This window comes from Pseudoxanthomonas sp. Root65 (assembly GCF_001427635.1).
In the GTDB taxonomy this organism is placed as follows: domain Bacteria; phylum Pseudomonadota; class Gammaproteobacteria; order Xanthomonadales; family Xanthomonadaceae; genus Pseudoxanthomonas_A.
On record NZ_LMHA01000002.1, the window covers coordinates 60,483 to 78,414 of the forward strand.

17 protein-coding genes are annotated in these 17,932 nt (G+C 67.2%); 13 read left to right on the top strand and 4 right to left on the bottom strand.

Features of this window, described 5'->3' with window-relative positions; translation table 11 throughout:
- The first annotated feature begins 1 nt into the window (after position 1).
- The 3 genes from cysW (at position 2) to ASD77_RS10745 (ending at position 3,071) form a co-directional block, all read left to right on the top strand.
- The gene (cysW, locus tag ASD77_RS10735; RefSeq protein ID WP_055941382.1) at positions 2-961 is read left to right on the top strand and encodes a sulfate ABC transporter permease subunit CysW; all 960 of its coding nucleotides are present in this window, start codon (positions 2-4) and stop codon (positions 959-961) included.
- A 149-nt stretch (positions 962-1,110) separates the two neighbouring features.
- Complete coding sequence (locus ASD77_RS10740) at positions 1,111-2,178, top strand: sulfate/molybdate ABC transporter ATP-binding protein (RefSeq protein ID WP_055941384.1); 1,068 nt, start codon at positions 1,111-1,113, stop codon at positions 2,176-2,178.
- A 185-nt stretch (positions 2,179-2,363) separates the two neighbouring features.
- A complete protein-coding gene (locus ASD77_RS10745; protein WP_055941386.1) occupies positions 2,364-3,071 on the top strand; it encodes a TorF family putative porin in 708 nt (235 codons plus the stop codon).
- 75 nt (positions 3,072-3,146) lie between these two features.
- Here ASD77_RS10745 and tdh read toward each other — a convergent pair whose 3' ends face one another.
- On the bottom strand, positions 3,147-4,181 hold the full coding sequence (tdh, locus tag ASD77_RS10750) for an L-threonine 3-dehydrogenase (RefSeq protein WP_055941388.1): 1,035 nt from the start codon (positions 4,179-4,181) through the stop codon (positions 3,147-3,149).
- Between the two features lie 169 nt (positions 4,182-4,350).
- On the opposite strand from tdh, the gene ASD77_RS10755 reads away from it, so the two are divergent.
- The 8 genes from ASD77_RS10755 to ASD77_RS10785 all read left to right on the top strand — a co-directional run bounded on the left by ASD77_RS10755 (position 4,351) and on the right by ASD77_RS10785 (position 13,147).
- Positions 4,351-6,519, top strand: coding sequence for a S46 family peptidase (locus ASD77_RS10755; protein ID WP_055941390.1), 2,169 nt, complete (start codon positions 4,351-4,353; stop codon positions 6,517-6,519).
- 108 nt (positions 6,520-6,627) lie between these two features.
- Positions 6,628-7,272, top strand: coding sequence for a histidine phosphatase family protein (locus ASD77_RS10760; protein WP_055941392.1), 645 nt, complete (start codon positions 6,628-6,630; stop codon positions 7,270-7,272).
- Positions 7,273-7,713, top strand: a complete 441-nt coding sequence (locus ASD77_RS17760; protein ID WP_082563253.1) for an energy transducer TonB — start codon at positions 7,273-7,275, stop codon at positions 7,711-7,713. It begins immediately after the preceding gene.
- Positions 7,714-7,779: 66 nt separating this feature from the next.
- Positions 7,780-9,123: a folylpolyglutamate synthase/dihydrofolate synthase family protein gene (locus tag ASD77_RS10765; protein WP_082563325.1), complete on the top strand. Its 1,344-nt coding sequence runs from the start codon at positions 7,780-7,782 to the stop codon at positions 9,121-9,123.
- A gap of 67 nt (positions 9,124-9,190) precedes the next feature.
- On the top strand, positions 9,191-10,201 hold the full coding sequence (locus ASD77_RS10770; protein ID WP_055941396.1) for an SPOR domain-containing protein: 1,011 nt from the start codon (positions 9,191-9,193) through the stop codon (positions 10,199-10,201).
- Between the two features lie 43 nt (positions 10,202-10,244).
- Positions 10,245-10,856, top strand: a complete 612-nt coding sequence (locus tag ASD77_RS10775) for a CvpA family protein (RefSeq protein ID WP_055941398.1) — start codon at positions 10,245-10,247, stop codon at positions 10,854-10,856.
- Positions 10,857-10,863: 7 nt separating this feature from the next.
- Positions 10,864-12,333: an amidophosphoribosyltransferase gene (purF, locus tag ASD77_RS10780; protein WP_055941400.1), complete on the top strand. Its 1,470-nt coding sequence runs from the start codon at positions 10,864-10,866 to the stop codon at positions 12,331-12,333.
- Between the two features lie 16 nt (positions 12,334-12,349).
- Complete coding sequence (locus tag ASD77_RS10785) at positions 12,350-13,147, top strand: ferritin-like domain-containing protein (RefSeq protein ID WP_055941401.1); 798 nt, start codon at positions 12,350-12,352, stop codon at positions 13,145-13,147.
- Between the two features lie 113 nt (positions 13,148-13,260).
- Here ASD77_RS10785 and lpxH read toward each other — a convergent pair whose 3' ends face one another.
- Positions 13,261-13,998, bottom strand: a complete 738-nt coding sequence (gene lpxH / locus ASD77_RS10790; RefSeq protein WP_055941403.1) for a UDP-2,3-diacylglucosamine diphosphatase — start codon at positions 13,996-13,998, stop codon at positions 13,261-13,263.
- A gap of 169 nt (positions 13,999-14,167) precedes the next feature.
- On the opposite strand from lpxH, the gene gltX reads away from it, so the two are divergent.
- Positions 14,168-15,574 carry a glutamate--tRNA ligase gene (gene gltX, locus ASD77_RS10795; RefSeq protein WP_055941405.1) on the top strand — a complete coding sequence of 469 codons (1,407 nt, stop codon included), beginning with the start codon at positions 14,168-14,170 and terminating at the stop codon, positions 15,572-15,574.
- Between the two features lie 14 nt (positions 15,575-15,588).
- Entirely contained in the window at positions 15,589-16,077 is a 489-nt protein-coding gene (locus ASD77_RS10800) for a Fur family transcriptional regulator (protein ID WP_055941408.1), read from the top strand.
- 92 nt (positions 16,078-16,169) lie between these two features.
- Here ASD77_RS10800 and ASD77_RS10805 read toward each other — a convergent pair whose 3' ends face one another.
- Positions 16,170-17,405: an MFS transporter gene (locus tag ASD77_RS10805; RefSeq protein ID WP_055941410.1), complete on the bottom strand. Its 1,236-nt coding sequence runs from the start codon at positions 17,403-17,405 to the stop codon at positions 16,170-16,172.
- Positions 17,402-17,857 (bottom strand): MarR family winged helix-turn-helix transcriptional regulator, encoded by a 456-nt coding sequence (locus ASD77_RS10810; RefSeq protein WP_055941412.1) that lies wholly within the window; start codon positions 17,855-17,857, stop codon positions 17,402-17,404. The genes ASD77_RS10805 and ASD77_RS10810 overlap by 4 nt, the downstream gene beginning before the upstream one ends.
- Positions 17,858-17,932: the final 75 nt, after the last annotated feature.

Here is a 17,932-nt window from a genome sequence, read left to right on the forward strand (position 1 = left end):
CATGGGCGACGCTATCTCCGCCGTCATCGCCATTCCTCCGGAGTCGTCCGCCGTGGAAGCGCCCGTCCGTCCCGTCCGCCGGCATGCCGCCACCACCGAACCCGTCTGGGTACAGGTGCTGTTGGTGCTGGGTGCGCTGGGCTTCCTGCTGTCGTTCCTCCTGCTGCCGCTGGCGCTGGTGTTCGTCGAAGCGCTGCGTGGCGGCTGGACGGCGTTCGTGGCCGCGGTGAGCGAAACGGACGCGCTGGCGGCGGTGCAGCTGACGTTGCTGGTGACCGCGATCGTCGTGCCGCTCAACCTCGTCTTCGGCGTGGCGGCGGCGTGGGCGGTCAGCAAGCACACGTTCCGCGGCAAGCGCTGGCTGGTCACGCTGATCGACCTGCCGTTCGCAGTGTCGCCGGTGGTGGCGGGCCTGATCTACGTGCTGATCTTCGGCGCGCAGGGCTGGGCGTACTCGCTGATCGACGAAGGCTGGCATCTCACCTTGCCACTGCTGGGTGATCTGCACCTGCAGTTGCCTAAGATCATCTTCGCGCTGCCGGGCATCGTGCTGGCGACGATCTTCGTGACCTTCCCGTTCATCGCGCGCGAGTTGATGCCGCTGATGGAGCAGCAGGGGACGGACGAGGAGCTGGCAGCGCTCAGTCTGGGCGCCAGCGGCTGGCAGACGTTCTGGCGGGTGACGCTGCCGAACATCCGCTGGGCGCTGCTGTACGGTGTACTGCTGTGCAGTGCGCGCGCACTCGGCGAGTTCGGCGCAGTGTCGGTGGTGTCGGGCCACATCCGCGGCCGCACCAACACGCTGCCGTTGCACGTGGAGATCCTCTACAACGAGTACGCGTACAGCGCGGCCTTCGCGGCGGCTTCGCTGCTGGCGCTGACCGCGCTGGTCACGCTGGTGCTGAAGACCTGGCTGGAATGGCGCCACGGTGAAGCGCTGGCCGCCAACCATCGGCACTGAGGCGACAAGATTTTTCGACACGGATCAGAGCGAAAGAAGCGGATAAGGCGAAGATGCCAGGAAGCGTACCGGAGAGGGAGCCACATCGTTTTCATCCGGTCCTTTTGCCCTTATCCGTGGCGAAAAAAGAACAAGCAGGAGTGCAGGACATGACGATCAGGATTGAACATCTCGGCAAGCGGTTTGGCGACTTCGCGGCGCTGGATGACGTTTCGCTGGAGATCCGCCAGGGCGAACTGATGGCCCTGCTAGGGCCCTCGGGCTCGGGCAAGACCACGCTGCTGCGCGTGATCGCCGGCCTGGAACATGCCGACCGCGGACGCGTGCTGTTCGATGGCGAGGACGCGACCCGCCTCAGCGTGCAAGCGCGGCGCGCCGGTTTCGTGTTCCAGCACTATGCGTTGTTCCGCCATCTGACGGTGGAGGAGAACATCGCCTTCGGCCTGCGTGTACGCAGGGGCCGCGATCGCGTGCCCGATGCGACGATCCGTGCACGCGTGACGGAACTGCTTTCGCTGGTGCAGCTGGAGGGCTTCGGTGCGCGCTATCCGGCGCAACTGTCCGGCGGCCAGCGCCAGCGCGTGGCGCTGGCACGCGCCCTGGCCATCGAGCCGCGCGTGCTGCTGCTGGACGAACCCTTCGGCGCGCTCGACGCGCAGGTACGCCGCGACCTGCGCCGCTGGCTGCGCGAGTTGCACGACCGTACCGGCCTGACCACGGTCTTCGTCACCCACGACCAGGAAGAAGCGCTGGAACTCGCCGACCGCGTGGCCATCCTCAACCGCGGACGCATCGAGCAGCTGGCCAGTCCCGCCGATGCCTACGATGCGCCCGCATCACCGTTCGTCTATTCGTTCGTGGGCGCGGTGAACCGGGTGCCCGGCCGGTGGGAAGCCGGGGCGCTGCATGTCGCGGGCCTGCCCTTGCAGCCGCGTGGCGACGCGGGCGATGGCGAGGCGGAGGTCTACGTGCGGCCCGAGGATCTGCATCTGGTGGACGCGTCGGGTCTGCCCGCGTGGCCGGCCACGATCATCGATGCGCAGCGGACGGGGCCGCGCCTGCGGTTGCGCGCCCGGCTGGCGGACAGTGGGGCAGAGGTCGACGTGGACCTCCCCGCCGACCGCGAGGGGCCCGCGACGCTACCCGGACAGCCGGTACGCTTGGCACCAAAACGGTTCGGATGGTTTCCCCGCAACGGTGCGCCGGCACCAGCATGATGCGGCATAAGCCGCTGAATTGATTGAAAAAGAAACCAATTTCCGGAGGTTTCATCCAGCACTTGACGCCAGCGATTGGTGCGGCGCACTATCGGGCTGCAGTTAAAAAACCGTGAAGCTGTGATTACGGTCCGCTACCGGATCACGGCCGCCGCCCCGTCCGCCCATCGATCAGGAGACTCCGGATGAAGCCCGTCAAACTCGCCACCGCCCTCGCCACCGCCCTGCTGCTGGCCCTGCCCATGTCCGCCTTCGCGCAGGACGCCGAGGAAGAAGAGTCCCCCATCAGCTGGTCATTGACCGCCACGTCCGATTACGTGTTCCGCGGCGTGTCGCAGAGCGACGAGGATCCCACCGCACAGGCCGGCATCACCTACACCTCGCCCATTGGCTTGTACGCGGGCATCTGGGGATCGGGTGTCGACTTCGGTACCAACAAGCCGGATTTCGAAGTCGACTACTTCGTCGGCTACAACGTCGACCTGAGCGAGCAGGTCAACTTCGACGTGATGCTCAATCGCTACACCTATCCGGATGCGGCCGGCGGCAACTTCGTCGAACTGATCACCAAGACCTCGTTCTTCGACAACTACAGCGCCACGGTCGCCTACACGGACGATTTCTTCGGGCTGGACGAAGAGAGCTTCTATTACGCGTTGGGTGCGTCGTACGACCTGCCGAGGGATTTCTCCGTGGCGCTCAACGTGGGCCACACCACCATCAGCGAGAAGCTGGCGTACGACGACTACACCGACTACGGCGTCACGTTCAGCAAGTCGTTCGGCGCGGTGACGGCCTCCCTCGGTTATGTCGGTACCGACAGCCACGGTGAGACGAATTTCGGCAACTGGGCCGAGGACCGCGTGGTGTTCTCGCTCAGCGTCGGCAACTGATCGACCCGTTTCCGCAAGAAAAGCAAAAAGGGCGCCGCAAGGCGCCCTTTCTGTTTCACCCAACGGTCGGCGGCCTCAGTTCCAGCTCAACACCACCTTGCCGGCCTTGCCCTGTTCCATCAGGTCGAAGCCCTTCTGGAAGTCGTCGATCGGCAGCTGGTGGGTCAGTACCTTGCCCAGCGGGAAACCGCCCAGCACCAGTTGCGTCATCTTGTACCAGGTCTCGTACATCTTGCGGCCGTAGATGCCCTGCACGGTGAGACCCTTGAAGATGATCTTGTCCCAGTCGCAGCCGGCGCCCCTGGGCATGATGCCGAGCATCGCGATCTTGCCGCCGTGGTACATGCAGTCGAGCATGTCGTTGAACGCGCGCGGGTTGCCGCTCATTTCCAGGCCCACGTCGAAACCTTCCATGTGCAGGTCGGCCATCACGTCCTTCAGCGACGTGTTGGCCACGTTGACCACGCGGGTGGCGCCCATGTCGGCGGCCAGCTTCAGGCGGAAGTCGTTGACGTCGGTGACCACCACGTTCCGCGCACCGATGTGCTTGCAGATGCCGGCGGCGATGATGCCGATGGGGCCGGCGCCGGTGATCAGCACGTCCTCGCCGACCACATCGAACTCCAGGGCGCAGTGCGTCGCATTGCCGTACGGGTCGAAGAACGCGGCCAGTTCGGACGGGATCTGGTCCGGGATCGGCCACAGGTTGCTGGCCGGCATCACCATGTACTCGGCGAAGGCGCCGTTGCGGTTCACGCCGATGCCCACGGTATTGGGGCACAGGTGCTGGCGACCGCCACGGCAGTTGCGGCAATGGCCGCAAACGATATGGCCTTCGGCGGAAACGCGCTGGCCCACGTCGTAACCGGTCACCGCCGAGCCCAACTGGGCGATGCGGCCGACGAACTCGTGGCCGATGGTCAGACCGGGCGTGATGGTGCGCTGGCTCCACTCGTCCCACAGGTAGATGTGCAGGTCGGTGCCGCAGATGGCGGTTTTCTCCAGCTTGACCAGCACCTCGTTGGGGCCGGGCTGCGGGACGGGCAGTTCCTCCATCCAGATGCCTTTGCCGGCCTCGCGCTTCACCAGCGCCTTCATCGTCTGTGCCATCGGGCGTGAATCCAGGGAATGAGGGCGCGGATTATACGCCCCTGCCCCATGGCCCCCTGTGGCGAGCTCCCGCGACGGTCCGGGCGCGGTCGGGTAGGACATAAGTCATGGGTGGCCCGGATGACGGGTTCATTACAATCGGAACTTTCCTGCCAGTCCCGGGGTTTCCATGCGTCCGAACCTGCTCGCCGCCGCCATCGCGGTTCCGTTGTCCCTGCTCGCCGCCCAGATCGCTCATGCCGGCGAGGGCATGTGGGTGCCGCAACAGCTTCCCGAAATCGCCGGACCGCTGAAGAAGGCCGGCCTGAAACTGTCGCCGCAGCAGCTGTCGGACCTGACCGGCAACCCGATGGGCGCGGTGGTGGCGCTGGGCGGCTGCACGGCCAGCTTCGTCTCGCCGAACGGCCTGGTGGTCACCAACCATCACTGCGCCTACGGGGCGATCCAGCTGAATTCGACCGCCGAGAACAACCTCATCAAGAACGGCTTCAACGCGCCGGCCACGACCGATGAAGTCAGTGCCGGGCCGAATGCGCGCGTGTTCGTGCTGGACGAGATCACCGACGTCACCAAGGACGCGCAGGCGGCCATCGCCTCGGCCGGCAATGACCCACTCGCGCGCACGAAGGCACTGGAGGCCTTCGAGAAGAAGCTGATCGCCGACTGCGAGGCCGATGCGGGCTTCCGCTGCCGCCTCTACAGCTTCTCCGGCGGCAACACCTACCGCCTGTTCAAGAACCTGGAGATCAAGGACGTGCGCCTGGCGTACGCCCCGCCGGGCAGCGTGGGCAAGTACGGTGGCGACATCGACAACTGGATGTGGCCGCGCCACACCGGCGATTTCGCGTTCTACCGCGCGTACGTCGGCAAGGACGGCAAGCCGGCCGCCTTCTCGAAGGACAACGTGCCGTACCGGCCCAAGCACTGGCTGCAGTTCGCCGACAAGCCGCTGGGCGAGGGTGATTTCGTGATGGTCGCCGGCTACCCGGGCTCGACCAACCGCTATGCGCTGGCGGCCGAATTCGACAACACCGCCGCGTGGACGTATCCGACCATCGCACGCCACTACAAGCAGCAGATCGCGATGGTGCAGGAGGCCGGCAAGAAGAACGCCGACATCCAGGTGAAGTACGCCGCGACCATGGCGAGTTGGAACAACACCAGCAAGAACTACGACGGGCAGCTGGAGGGCTTCAAGCGCATCGACGCCGCAGGCCAGAAGCAGCGCGAGGAAGCTGCCGTGCTGGCATGGTTGAAGGGGCAGGGCGCCAAGGGCCAGCCGGCGCTGGACGCCCACGCCAAGCTGCTGGCGCTGCTCGAACAGAACAAGACCACGCGCGAGCGCGACCTGACCCTGGCGATGTTCAACAACACCGCGATGGTGGGCTCGGCCACGCAGCTGTACCGCCTGGCGATCGAGCGCGAGAAGCCGAATGCCGAACGCGAATCCGGTTACCAGGAGCGCGACCTGCCCGCCATCGAGGGCGCGCAGAAGCAGCTCGAGCGTCGCTACGTGGCGGCGATGGATCGTCAGCTGCAGGAGTACTGGTTGAACCAGTACATCACGCTGCCCGCCAACCAGCGTGTCGCCGCCGTCGACACGTGGCTGGGCGGCAACGATGCCGCCGCGGTGAAGCGTGCGCTGGATCGCCTTGCCGGTACCCAGCTCGGCAGCACCGACGAGCGTCTGAAGTGGTTCGCCGCCGACCGCAAGGCCTTCGAGGCAAGCAAGGACCCGGCCATCCAGTACGCCGTGGCGGTGATGCCGACGCTGCTGCAACTGGAGCAGGAGCGCAAGACGCGTGCCGGCGAGAACCTGGCCGCGCGCCCGGTCTACCTGCAGGCACTGGCGGACTACAAGAAGAGCCAGGGCGAGTTCGTCTATCCGGACGCCAACCTGTCGCTGCGCATCACCTTCGGCAACGTGATGGGCTACGCGCCGAAGGACGGCGTGGAGTACACGCCGTTCACCACGCTGGAAGGTGTGGTCGCCAAGGAGACCGGCGAGGATCCGTTCGACTCGCCGAAGGCGCTGCTCGACGCGGTGGCGGCCAAGCGCTATGGCGGACTGGAAGACAAGCGCCTGGGGTCGGTGCCGGTGAACTACCTGTCGGACCTGGACATCACCGGCGGCAATTCCGGCTCGCCGGTGCTGGATGCGCACGGCAAGCTGATCGGCTTGGCCTTCGACGGCAACTGGGAGTCGGTGAGCTCCAACTGGGTGTTCGATCCGAAGATGACTCGCATGATCGCCGTGGACGGGCGTTACCTGCGCTGGATCATGCAGGAGGTCTATCCGGCGCCGCAGCTGCTGACGGAAATGGGCGTCGGCAAGTAACAGCTGCAACGGTCGGCAGACACGGGACGGGAGCGGTTATCATCCGCTCCCGTCTTCGTTTCCGGCTTCAGGAAACGAACCGAATTTTCCGAATGGACACACCGACGCATGCGCATCCTGCTTGCCCGCCACGGCGAAACGCCGTGGAACGCCGAAGGCCGTTACCAGGGCCAGATCGATATCCCGCTCTCGCCGGTCGGTGAAGGCCAGGCGAAAGCGCTGGGCCAGCGGTTGAAGGACGTGCGCATCGATCGCGCGGTGGCGTCGCCGCTGTCGCGTGCGCAGCGCACGGCGCAACTGGCGTTGGGCGATGCGCGTGCGGACATGCTGCTCACCGATCCCGAACTGCAGGAAATCGCCCATGGCGAATGGGAAGGCCTGCTCGCCAGCGAAATCCAGGACAAGGACCCGGCGCGCCTGCTCGCCTGGCGCGAGGAGCCCGATACTGTGCTGATGCCCGGCGGCGAGTCGCTGCGCCAGGTGCTCGACCGCTCGTGGCGCGGGCTCGCGCGCGCCGCCGAGGGCCTGGGTGATGACGACACGCTGCTGATCGTGGCGCACGACGCGGTCAACCGCGTCCTGTTGTGCCGCATCCTCGGCCTGCCGATCGCCAAGCTATGGACCTTCCGCCAGGCCCCGACCACGCTCAACCTGCTGGAAGGCCCCTCCGTCGATCAGCTCGAAGTGGTGCGTCTCAACGATTGCGCGCACCACACGCCGTTCTTCGGCGAAGCGAAGCATCGGGCGCTGTAGATGGCGTCGCGTCGTCGTCATGCGGTCCTGGTGGCGCCGATGCTGTGCCTGCCGGCCATGCTCCCCGTGATGGGTCATGCCCTCGACCTGGGGGCGTTCCATGACGCGATGTACCGATGCGGTCCAGCGCCCGCTTACCCCGACGCGCAAGCAGTCAAGGGCGTGGTGGGCGAGGCGTGGGTGCTGGTGCGGGTGGATGCGCATGGGAATGCCCATCACGCGCGCATTGCTGCTTCGTCGGGTGACCGTGCGCTCGATCAGTCAGCGGTCCATGCAGTGCAGGGCTGGCGTTTTTGTCCTCGCATCGAAGGGTCGCGGAAGATCGAGGCAATGGCAGTCTTTCCCGTGCGATTCGGGCAGGGTGCCGGGATTCGGGCGCGCGACTGCGAGAGGGAGCGTCCATCGTGCTCATTCCAGGTGCCTGTAGCGAAAGCTCCCTGAGGTCCCATGAAGTCTTTGCATGACTGGCTGTCGTACATCGAACAGCAGCACCCGAAGTCCATCGAGATGGGCCTGGAACGCGTGCGCGAGGTCGCCGCACGCCTGTCGCTGGGCACGCCCGCCGTTCGCGTCATCACGGTCGGCGGCACCAACGGCAAGGGCTCGACCGTGGCCTTCGTCGAGGCCATCGCGCGTGCCGCCGGCTGGAAGGTGGGTGCGTACACCTCGCCCCACCTGCTGCACTACAACGAGCGCGTGCGCATCGATGGCGTGGACGTGGATGACGCCTCGCTGGTCGAAGCGTTCGAAGCCGTCGAAGCGGCGCGCGTGAGCCCCTCTCCCGCCGGCGACCAACGGAAGTCCCCGTGGGAGAGAGGGGTTGGGGTGAGGATCGAACGAAGCGCGCGTGTTTCCGATAACGACGCAACACCATCCCCACCCAACCCTCCCCTTGAAGGGGAGGGCTCCGGCATTCCACTGACCTATTTCGAGTTCGGCACGCTGGCCGCGCTGTGGCTGTTCGAGCGCGCGGGGCTTGATCTGGCCGTGTTGGAAATCGGGCTGGGCGGGCGACTGGATGCGGTGAACATCGTCGATCCCGATGTCGCCGTCATCACCACGGTCGACATCGACCACACCGACTGGCTTGGCCATGACCGCGAAGCCATCGGCGCCGAAAAGGCGGGCATCGCGCGCGCGTGGAAGCCGCTGGTGCTGGGCGAGGTGGATTCGCCGTCCAGCGTGCTGCGGCATGCCTATGCGATCGGGGCGAATGCATTGCGGCTGGGCAGCGACTTCTTCCACGAACCGATCGACAGCCAGCGCTGGCGCTGGCGCGAAGTCGGCGCCGAACTGGAACTGCCTTCGCCCGCCTTGTCCGCACCTTCGCAGCGTGCGAATGCGGCGACCGCCATCGCCGCACTGCGCGCCTTGCCGGGCGAGCCCGTGCCGGACGCAGCCTTCGCGGAAGGCGTGGCCAAGGCGGTGCTGCCGGGCCGCTTGCAGTCGTTCCAGCGCGATGGCGTGGAGGTGGTGCTGGATGTCGGCCACAACCCGCAGGCGGCGCGCGAACTGGCGGCGTGGCTACAGGCGCGTCCGATCGCGGGCGTCACCCGCGTGGTGTTCGCCGCGCTGGCCGACAAGGACGTGCACGGCGTGGTCGACGCGTTCGCGGGCATGCCCCTGCAGTGGTTCCTCGCAGGGCTGGTGTCGGGCCCGCGCTCGCAGACGGCCCAACAGCTCGCGGCCCGTCTGGGCGATGCCCGGCTGGATGCGCCACGTCTGCATGACGACGTCGACGACGCACTGCATGCCGCGCTCGCCGCCTCGATACCCGGAGACCGCGTGCTGGTGTTCGGCTCGTTCCACACCGTGGCCGATGCGATGCAGGTCCTGCATTCAGGTCGATGACGGGGAGCGCGCCGAGGCGCGCCGTATAATCGCCGCGGCATTCCCGCCGCAGCTGACGTGGACCTGGATGGATACTGCCCTGAAACAGCGCCTGATCGGTGCCGTCGTGCTGGTGGCGCTGGCCGTCATCTTCCTGCCGATGCTGGTGAAGGGCCCCGCGCCCGACAGCGGCGTGTCCGACGTGCCGCTGGACGTGCCGCCGGCCGCAGGTGGCGAATTCGAGACGCGTGAATTGCCGCTGGTGACGCCGGGCAATGCCCCCGCCACCGGTGCCGTCGGTCTGCAGGGCCAGGTCGCTGCGCCCGGCGCGGAGCCGGCACCGGCCGCAGGCGCGTTGCAGTCTGCGGCGACGGCGGGCGGCAACTTCGCCGTCAGCTTCGGTGCCTACGCCACGCAGGCCGATGCCGATGCCGTGCTGGCGCGCGTGACGCAGGCCAAGCTGCCCGGGTTCGTCGAGCCGGCGACCATCAACGGCAAGCCGGCCTTCCGCGTGCGCGTGGGGCCGTATCCGGATCGCCCGCAGGCCGAAGCCGCACGATTGGATGCCATCAAGATCCGTAGCGACGTCAATGCGCAGGTGGTGACGCTGGACGCACCGGCGGCCACGCCGACGGCACCGTCGCCCCCCCCTGCTGCCCCGATGGCGACCGCCGCTCCCGCCTCGCCTGCCGTCACCACCCAGGCACTGCCGCCCGAACCGGCCAAGCCCACGCCGAAGCCGGCCGCGGCCGCAACGAAGCCGGTGGCCACCACGCCGCCGAACCCGAAACCCGCGCCGGCCACCCCGACGCCGGCCGCGCCCGCTCCCAAGCCTGCCGAACTGCCCACGCCGGCCGCCTCCGGCACCGGTTTCGCCGTGCAGTTGGGTGCGTTCTCGAATGCAGCCGATGCCAATGCGCTGCGCGACCGCGCGCGCGGCGCCGGGTTCAGCGCCTTCGTCGAACAGGTCCGCACCGACAAGGGCACGCTGAGCCGCGTGCGCGTCGGACCTGTCGCCAACCGTGCCGATGCGGATCGCCTGAAGACACAGGTGGCCGCGAAGATCGGCGTCGACGGCATGGTCCGCCCGCATCCTTGATGGCATCAGCGCGCCCGATGGGTGAACGCCACGGGCGAGCCACGTGAGCGCACTCGACCTGACTCTGCTGGCCATCGTCGGCGTGTCGACCCTGTTCGGGCTGATGCGCGGTTTCATCAGCGCGCTCGCTTCGATGGTCGCCTGGCTGCTGTCCGGCTGGGTGGCGTTCCATTACGGTGCCGACGTCGCCCATCTGCTCTCGAGCGATGGCCAGCCGTCGGCAAGCGAACTCCTTGGCGGCTACGTCCTCAGCTTCGTCGGGGTGATGATCTTCGTCGGGCTGACCGGATGGGCCATCCGCCACCTGGTCAAGTCGGTCGGCCTGTCCGGCCTGGATCGCGCGCTGGGACTTGCGCTCGGACTGGCGCGCGGTGCCTTCGTCGCCTGCATCGTGCTGCTGCTGACCGCCTTCACCGATCTGCCGAGCGAACCTGAATGGCATCGCTCGTCGGTGGTGCCGGTGCTGCTGCCCGGTGCGCAGTGGCTGTCGCAATGGTTGCCGGAATGGACTGTGCAGGAACTGGACTTTGGCAACGGGCGCCCGGCGGGCGATAATGCGCGCCTGCAAAACCTGTTGCCCCTGCCGCTGGAAGAGATCGGCGCACCGCAGGAGCGCGCCCCACCGACCGCCTCGCCCGCGTCGAAACCGGAGTAGATCCACCATGTGCGGCATCGTCGGAATCGTCGGCAACCAGAATGTCGCCGGCCAGCTTTATGACGGGCTGACCGTCCTCCAGCATCGCGGACAGGACGCCGCCGGCATCGCCACCGCCGACGGCACGCGCCTGCGCGTGCACAAGGACAACGGGCTGGTGCGGGACGTCTTCAGTCCCAAGGCCATGAGCGTGCTGGAAGGCCGCGTGGGCATCGCGCACTGCCGCTATCCGACCGCCGGCTCCGAGGGCATGGACGAGGCACAGCCGTTCTACGTCAATTCGCCATACGGCATCGCGCTGGCGCACAACGGCAACCTGATCAATACCGAGTCGCTGCGCCAGGACGTGTTCGCGCAGGACCGCCGCAACATCAACACCGATTCGGACAGCGAAGTGCTGCTGAACGTATTCGCGCACGAGCTTGACCTGCAGCGCACGCTGAGCCCGGAGGCCGCCATCCGCGCCGTCGCCGGCGTGCATCGCCGGGTCAAGGGCGGCTATGCCGTGGTCAGCGTGGTGCTGGGCCTGGGCCTGGTGGCGTTCCGCGATCCGCACGGCATCCGTCCGCTGGTGCTGGGCAAGCGCGAGCACGGCGAGGGCACGGAATACATCATCGCGTCGGAGTCCGCCGCGCTCGACATCCTGGGTTTCGTGCGCATGCGCGACGTGCAGCCGGGCGAAGCGATCGTCATCACCGCGCGCGGCGAGCTGTTCAGCGAGATCGTCGCCGATGCGCCGCAGCACGCGCCGTGCATCTTCGAGTACGTGTACTTCGCCCGCCCGGACTCGATGATCGACAACGTGTCGGTGCACAAGGCACGCATGCGCATGGGCGTGAAGCTGGGCGAGAAGATCCTGCGCCTGCGTCCCGACCACGACATCGACACCATCATCCCCATCCCGGACACCTCGCGCGACGCCGCACTGGAAATCTCCAACGTGCTGGGCGTGAAGTACCGCGAGGGATTCATCAAGAACCGCTACGTCGGCCGCACGTTCATCATGCCGGGGCAGGGCGAGCGGGTGAAATCGGTGCGCCGCAAGCTCAACCCGATCAACCTGGAGTTCCGCAACCGCGTGGTGCTGCTGGTCGACGACTCCATCGTGCGCGGCACCACCTCCAAGCAGATCGTGCAGATGGCCCGCGATGCCGGTGCGCGCAAGGTCTACCTGGCCAGCGCCGCGCCGCCGGTGCGCCATCCCAACATCTACGGCATCGATATGCCGGCCGCCGACGAACTGGTGGCGCATGACCGCAGTGTCGAGGATATCGAGCACGAGCTGGGCTGCGACTGGCTGATCTACCAGGATCTCGAGGATCTGGAAGCCGCCGTGCGCGAGGGCAACCCGAACCTGACCGCCTTCGATTCGTCGTGCTTCGACGGCAAGTACGTCACCGGCATCGAGCCGGGCTACTTCGAGCGCATCGAGCAGGCGCGCTCCGACGAAGCCAAGCGCAAGCGCCGCGTCGGCTGACGCGGCAGTTACGAGCATGACCACGCTGTTCGAGGCCGCCCGCGTCTGCCTGGATGCGGCGGACGTCGATGCGAAGGTCGCGCTGACGCAGCAGTACGCCCAGGCCTTCGCGCGCGGCGAACTCGCGATCCCCGAGGACGCACCCCCGCCGGAGCCCATCCGCATGCCGGGTCGTCCGCCGCAACCGAGGCTGGTGCATCCGCGCGATCTGCCACGGCGCGGACTGGGCAGCGTGCAGGGCAGGGCTGCCTTCATCCATGCCATCGCGCACATCGAACTCAACGCCATCGACCTGGCCTGGGACGCGGCCTACCGTTTCCGTGGGCTACCGCACGACTTCTACGCGGACTGGGTAGGCGTGGCCCACGACGAGTCGCGCCATTTCGTACTGCTGCGCGACCGCCTGCGCGAGCTTGGCCATGACTACGGCGACTTCGATGCGCACAACGGCCTGTGGGAAATGACCGAGAAGACGGCCGACGACGGTCTGGCGCGGATGGCGCTGGTGCCGCGCGTGCTGGAGGCGCGCGGCCTGGACGTCACGCCGGGGATGATCGTCAAGCTGCGCGAACTCGGCGACGCGACCACGGTGGCGATCCTCGACCTGATCCTGCGCGAAGAGGTCGCGCATGTCGCCGCCGGTTCGCGCTGGTACCGCTGGTACTGCACGCAGCGCGGCATCGAACCACGCGCGCGTTTCCGCGAACTGCTGAAGGAATACGCCGGCGGTTACCTGCATGGGCCGTTCAACATCGAGGCGCGCCTGCTGGCGGGTTTCGATGAGGATGAGCTGGCGGCGCTGGAAGCGCCATAACGTCGATGGTGGGGCTGGTACGGGAGCGACGTAAGTCGCGATGAACTGCCGCGGTGCCGTCATCGCGACTTACGTCGCTCCCCCCATGGGCAAGGCCTGTTCGGCGTCGCTTCTCAGAGCGAGTCCAGTGCCATCCCATCCGGCTCCACCCGCAGCACCGAACCTTGTTCGTACCAGTCGCCCAGCACGATGCGGCGGCAGGCGCGACCGTCGACGGTGAGGTCATGGATCGCCGGGCGGTGCGTGTGGCCATGGATCAGGGTGTCGATACCGAACTGCGCCAGCGCCGCGTCCACTGCCGCCGGCGTCACGTCGGTGAGGGTTTCGAACTGCACCTTGTCGTTCTGCTTCATGCCGCCCTGGTGGGCCGCACTGGCGGCACGCGCCTGCGCCGCGAACGCAAGTCGCGCGGCCAGCGGCTGCGACAGGAACTGCGCCTGCCAGGCCGGATTGCGGGTCTGCGCGCGGAAGGCCTGGTAGGCGGTGTCGCCGGTGCACAGCAGATCGCCATGCATCAGCAGCGCCGGCTTGCCGTATAGCGTGACGACGGCCGGGTCGGGCAGGATGCGCATGCCGGCGCGCAGGGCGAAGGCATCGCCCAGGAGGAAATCCCGGTTGCCGCGGATGAAGAACACCGGCACGCCGGCATCGGCCACCTCGCGGATGCGGGCGGCGACGTAGGCGCCGGTGTCCGCGGGATCGTCGTCGCCGACCCAGGCCTCGAACAGGTCGCCGAGGATGTACAGCGCGTCGGCCGTGCGGGCTTCCCGCTGCATGAACGCGCCGAACAGCTCGGTCACGGCCGGGCGTTCGGCGTCCAGGTGCAGGTCGGAGATGAAGAGCGTGGTCATGGGCGGATTCTAAGCCCTGCCCTTCAAGGGGAGGGCTGGGTGGGGATGGTGTCGGTGTGATCGTTCACGAGACGCAACGCCATCCCCACCCAGCCTTCCCCTTGAAGGGGAAGGGGGAAATGCGTCGCGCGCAGGGTAAAATTGCGGGATTCCGCATGTGAGCTTCTCCATGACCTGCCGTACTCGCTTCGCTCCCAGTCCCACCGGCTATCTGCACATCGGCGGCGCCCGCACGGCGCTGTACTGCTGGCTGGAAGCGCGCCATCGCGGCGGCGATTTCATCCTGCGCATCGAGGACACCGACCGCGAGCGCAGCACGCAGGCGGCCATCGACGCCATCCTCGATGCCATGGCCTGGCTGGGCCTGGACTACGACGAAGGCCCGATCTACCAGACCCATCGCGTCGACCGCTACCGCGAGGTCGCCGAGCAGCTCGTCGCCGCCGGCAAGGCCTACTACGCCTACGAGACGCGCGAGGAGCTCGATGCCATGCGCGAAGCCGCCATGGCGAAGCAGGAGAAGCCGCGCTACAACGGCGCCGCGCGCGAGCAGAACCTGCCGCACCGCGACGATCCGAACCGGGTCATCCGCTTCAAGAATCCGCTCGACGGCGTGGTGGCCTTCGACGACCTGATCAAGGGCCGCATCGAGATCGCCAACAGCGAACTCGACGACATGGTGATCTTCCGCCCCGATGGCTACCCGACCTACAACTTCGCCGTGGTCGTCGACGACTGGGACATGGGCATCACCGAGGTGATCCGCGGCGACGACCACATCAACAACACGCCGCGCCAGATCAACATCTACGAAGCGCTAGGCGCGCCGGTGCCGAAGTTCGCGCACATGCCGATGATCCTGGACGAGGAGGGCGCCAAGTTGTCCAAGCGCACCGGCGCGGCCGATGTGATGCAGTACAAGGACGCCGGCTACCTGCCGCATGCGCTGATCAACTACCTGGCGCGCCTCGGTTGGTCGCATGGCGACCAGGAACTGTTCTCGCGACAGGAACTGATCGACCTGTTCGACGTGAAGGACGTGAACTCCAAGGCAGCGCGCCTGGACATGGCCAAGCTGGGCTGGGTCAACCAGCATTACCTCAAGACCGATGCGCCGACGGACATCGCCCCGCACCTGGTCTACCAGTTGGAAAGGCTGGGCGTCGATCTCGCCGCAGGTCCTGCGCCGGCCGATGTGGTGGTCGCGCTGCGTGACCGCGTGCAGACGCTGAAGGACATGGCCGAGAAGGCGGTGGTCTGGTACCAGCCGCTGACGACCTACGACGATGCGGCCGTGGCCAAGCATCTGGTCGCGGCGGCCCAGGCCCCGCTGGCGAAAGCTCGCGAGTCTCTGGCGGCGCTGGCGGAATGGAGTGCCGAAAGCGTATCGACGGCGCTGCACGAGGCCGCCGCGGCGCTGGAACTGGGCATGGGCAAGGTGGCGCAGCCGCTGCGCGTGGCCATCACCGGCACGCAGGTCAGCCCCGATATTTCGCAGACCGTCTACCTGGCCGGTCGTGACGAAGCCTTGAAACGCATCGATGCCGCACTCATCAAGAGTAGTACGACCGCCTGATTCCGGATCGCCCCATGTCGAACGCCCACGCCTGCACCGACCCGCACCATCACGTCCACGACGCGCAGGCGTTCGTCGCGGCGGTGGAACATGCGTGCCAGGAGCGCGGTCTGCGGCTGACGCCGATCCGCGCGCGCGTGCTGCAGCTGATCGCCGAAGCCGGCAAGCCGGTGAAGGCCTACGAACTGCTGGAATGGGTACGCGCCACCAAGGGCGTCGGCGCCGATGCGCCGCCGACGGTGTACCGGGCGCTCGACTTCCTGATGGCCAACGGCTTCGTGCACAAACTCGAATCGGTCAACGCCTTCGTCGCCTGCCACCATCCCAATAGCGCCCAGCACTCGGTGCCGTTCCTCATCTGCGACCGCTGCCACAGCGCGGTGGAGCTGGAGGATCGCGACGTGGTCGCCGCACTCGATGCACGCGCCAAGGCGCTCGGCTTCCAGCCGCAGGCGCAGACGCTGGAAGTGCATGGACTGTGCGCGCGCTGCGCGGCGGCGTGAGGAGTGGCGAATTGAATGTGGGAGCGACGTAAGTCGCGATGACGGGCCGCGGTGGCCCATCGCGACTTACGTCGCTCCCACGAAGTCTCGCATTACGCTGCCGCAGGCAGCGCCTTTGGCGAAGACTCTCTGATCGGCAGGTTGGCCAGTGCGGCAATCAGCGCCAATGCCATGTCGGCGTACCACATCCATGTGTAGTCGCCGAAGCGCTCCAGTGCCAGTCCACCGAGCCAGGCGCCGAAGAAGCCGCCGATCTGGTGCGACAGCAGGGTCAGTCCGAACAGCGTGCCCAGGTAACGCGGGCCGAACAGCTTGCCGACCAGGCCGGCGGTTGGCGGCACCGTCGCCAGCCAGGTGAAGCCGAGCGCGGCGGCGAACACGTAGAACGTCAAGGGCGTCGGCGGCGCCATCAGGTACAGCGCGATCATCACCGCGCGGCTGGCGTACATCGCCGCCAGGATCCACTTCATCCGCATCCGCTGTCCCAGCGCGCCGGCGACCAGACTGCCCGCCACGTTGAACAGGCCGATCAGCGCGATCGATGCCGCGGACACGCTGGGCGACAGGCCGCACAGCGCGATCTCGCCCGGCAGGTGCGTCACCAGGAAGGCGATGTGCACGCCGCAGGTGAAGAAGCCCACATGCAGCATCCAGTAGCTGCGGTCGCGCAGAGCGACGGCGATCTGCTGCTTCAGGGTGATATCGCCGATGGCGGTCGCCGTGGTCGCGGTGGCGTCTGCCGCTTTCTTCCTGCGCAACGGGAAAGCCAGCGGAATGGCCAGCAGCGAGGCGACCGCCAGCGTGTACATCGCGCTGGCCCAGCCCGCGAACGCGATGACGGCCTGCACCAGCGGCGCGAACACGAACTGTCCCAGCGATCCGCCCGCGTTGATGAAGCCGGCCGCGAACGAGCGCTTTTCCGGTGCAAGCTGTTGTGCGGTGGCGCCGATCAGGATGGAGAAGCTGCCGGCGCCCGCACCGGCCGCCGTCAACAGCCCCAGCGTGAACATCAGGCCCCACGGCGAGGTCAGGTGCGGGGTCAGCGCCAGGCCCAGCGACAGCAGCAACGCGCCGAGCACGAGCACGCCGGTGGAACCACGCTTGTCGGCGATGGCGCCGAATACCGGCTGCACCGCACCCCAGGTGAACTGGCCGATCGCCAGCGCGAAACTGATCGCGGCGATGCCGATGCCGGTGTCACGGTGGATCGGCGCAACGAACAGGCCGGTGGTCTGGCGCGCGCCCATGGTGATCATCAACGTCGCTGCTGCTGCGATCAGCAGGCCCCAGTGCATGCGCGGCGCGGAACCCGAGGCGGTGGCGCTCATGCGGCTTCTCCCAGGTGTTGCCGCAGCAGATCGTCGAGATGATCCAGATCGCGGTGCAGGCGCTGGATGCCCGCTTGGCCCAGCATTGCATCGAGGGTCGCCTGCGCGCGCTGCCAGCACGGTTTCGCGGCGGCCAAGCGGTCGCGACCGGGCGGCGTGAGGCCGATCATGCGCCGACGCGCGTCGCGGCCACGGACGGTTTCCAGCAGGCCCGCGTCCACCAGCGGCGACAGATTGCGGGTGAGCGTAGTGCGGTCCATGCCCAGTTCGTCGGCCAGTTCGCCCAGCACGCGCAGTTCGCGCTCGCTGCGGCGCAGGATCGAGTACTGGTTGAGGCTCAGTCCCACGGCCGCGAGTTCGTGGTCGTATACCTGCGTCACCCGACGGCTGGCGCGCCTGAGGCGGAAGCAGGTGCACAGACTGGGCCTGGCGGTGGAAGAGGAAGGCGTCATCGCGCGCGCCGCAAAGGAAATACGGTTAATTATGTGTATATGCACATAATGGCTGTCAAGAAGGGCGGCTGCCAT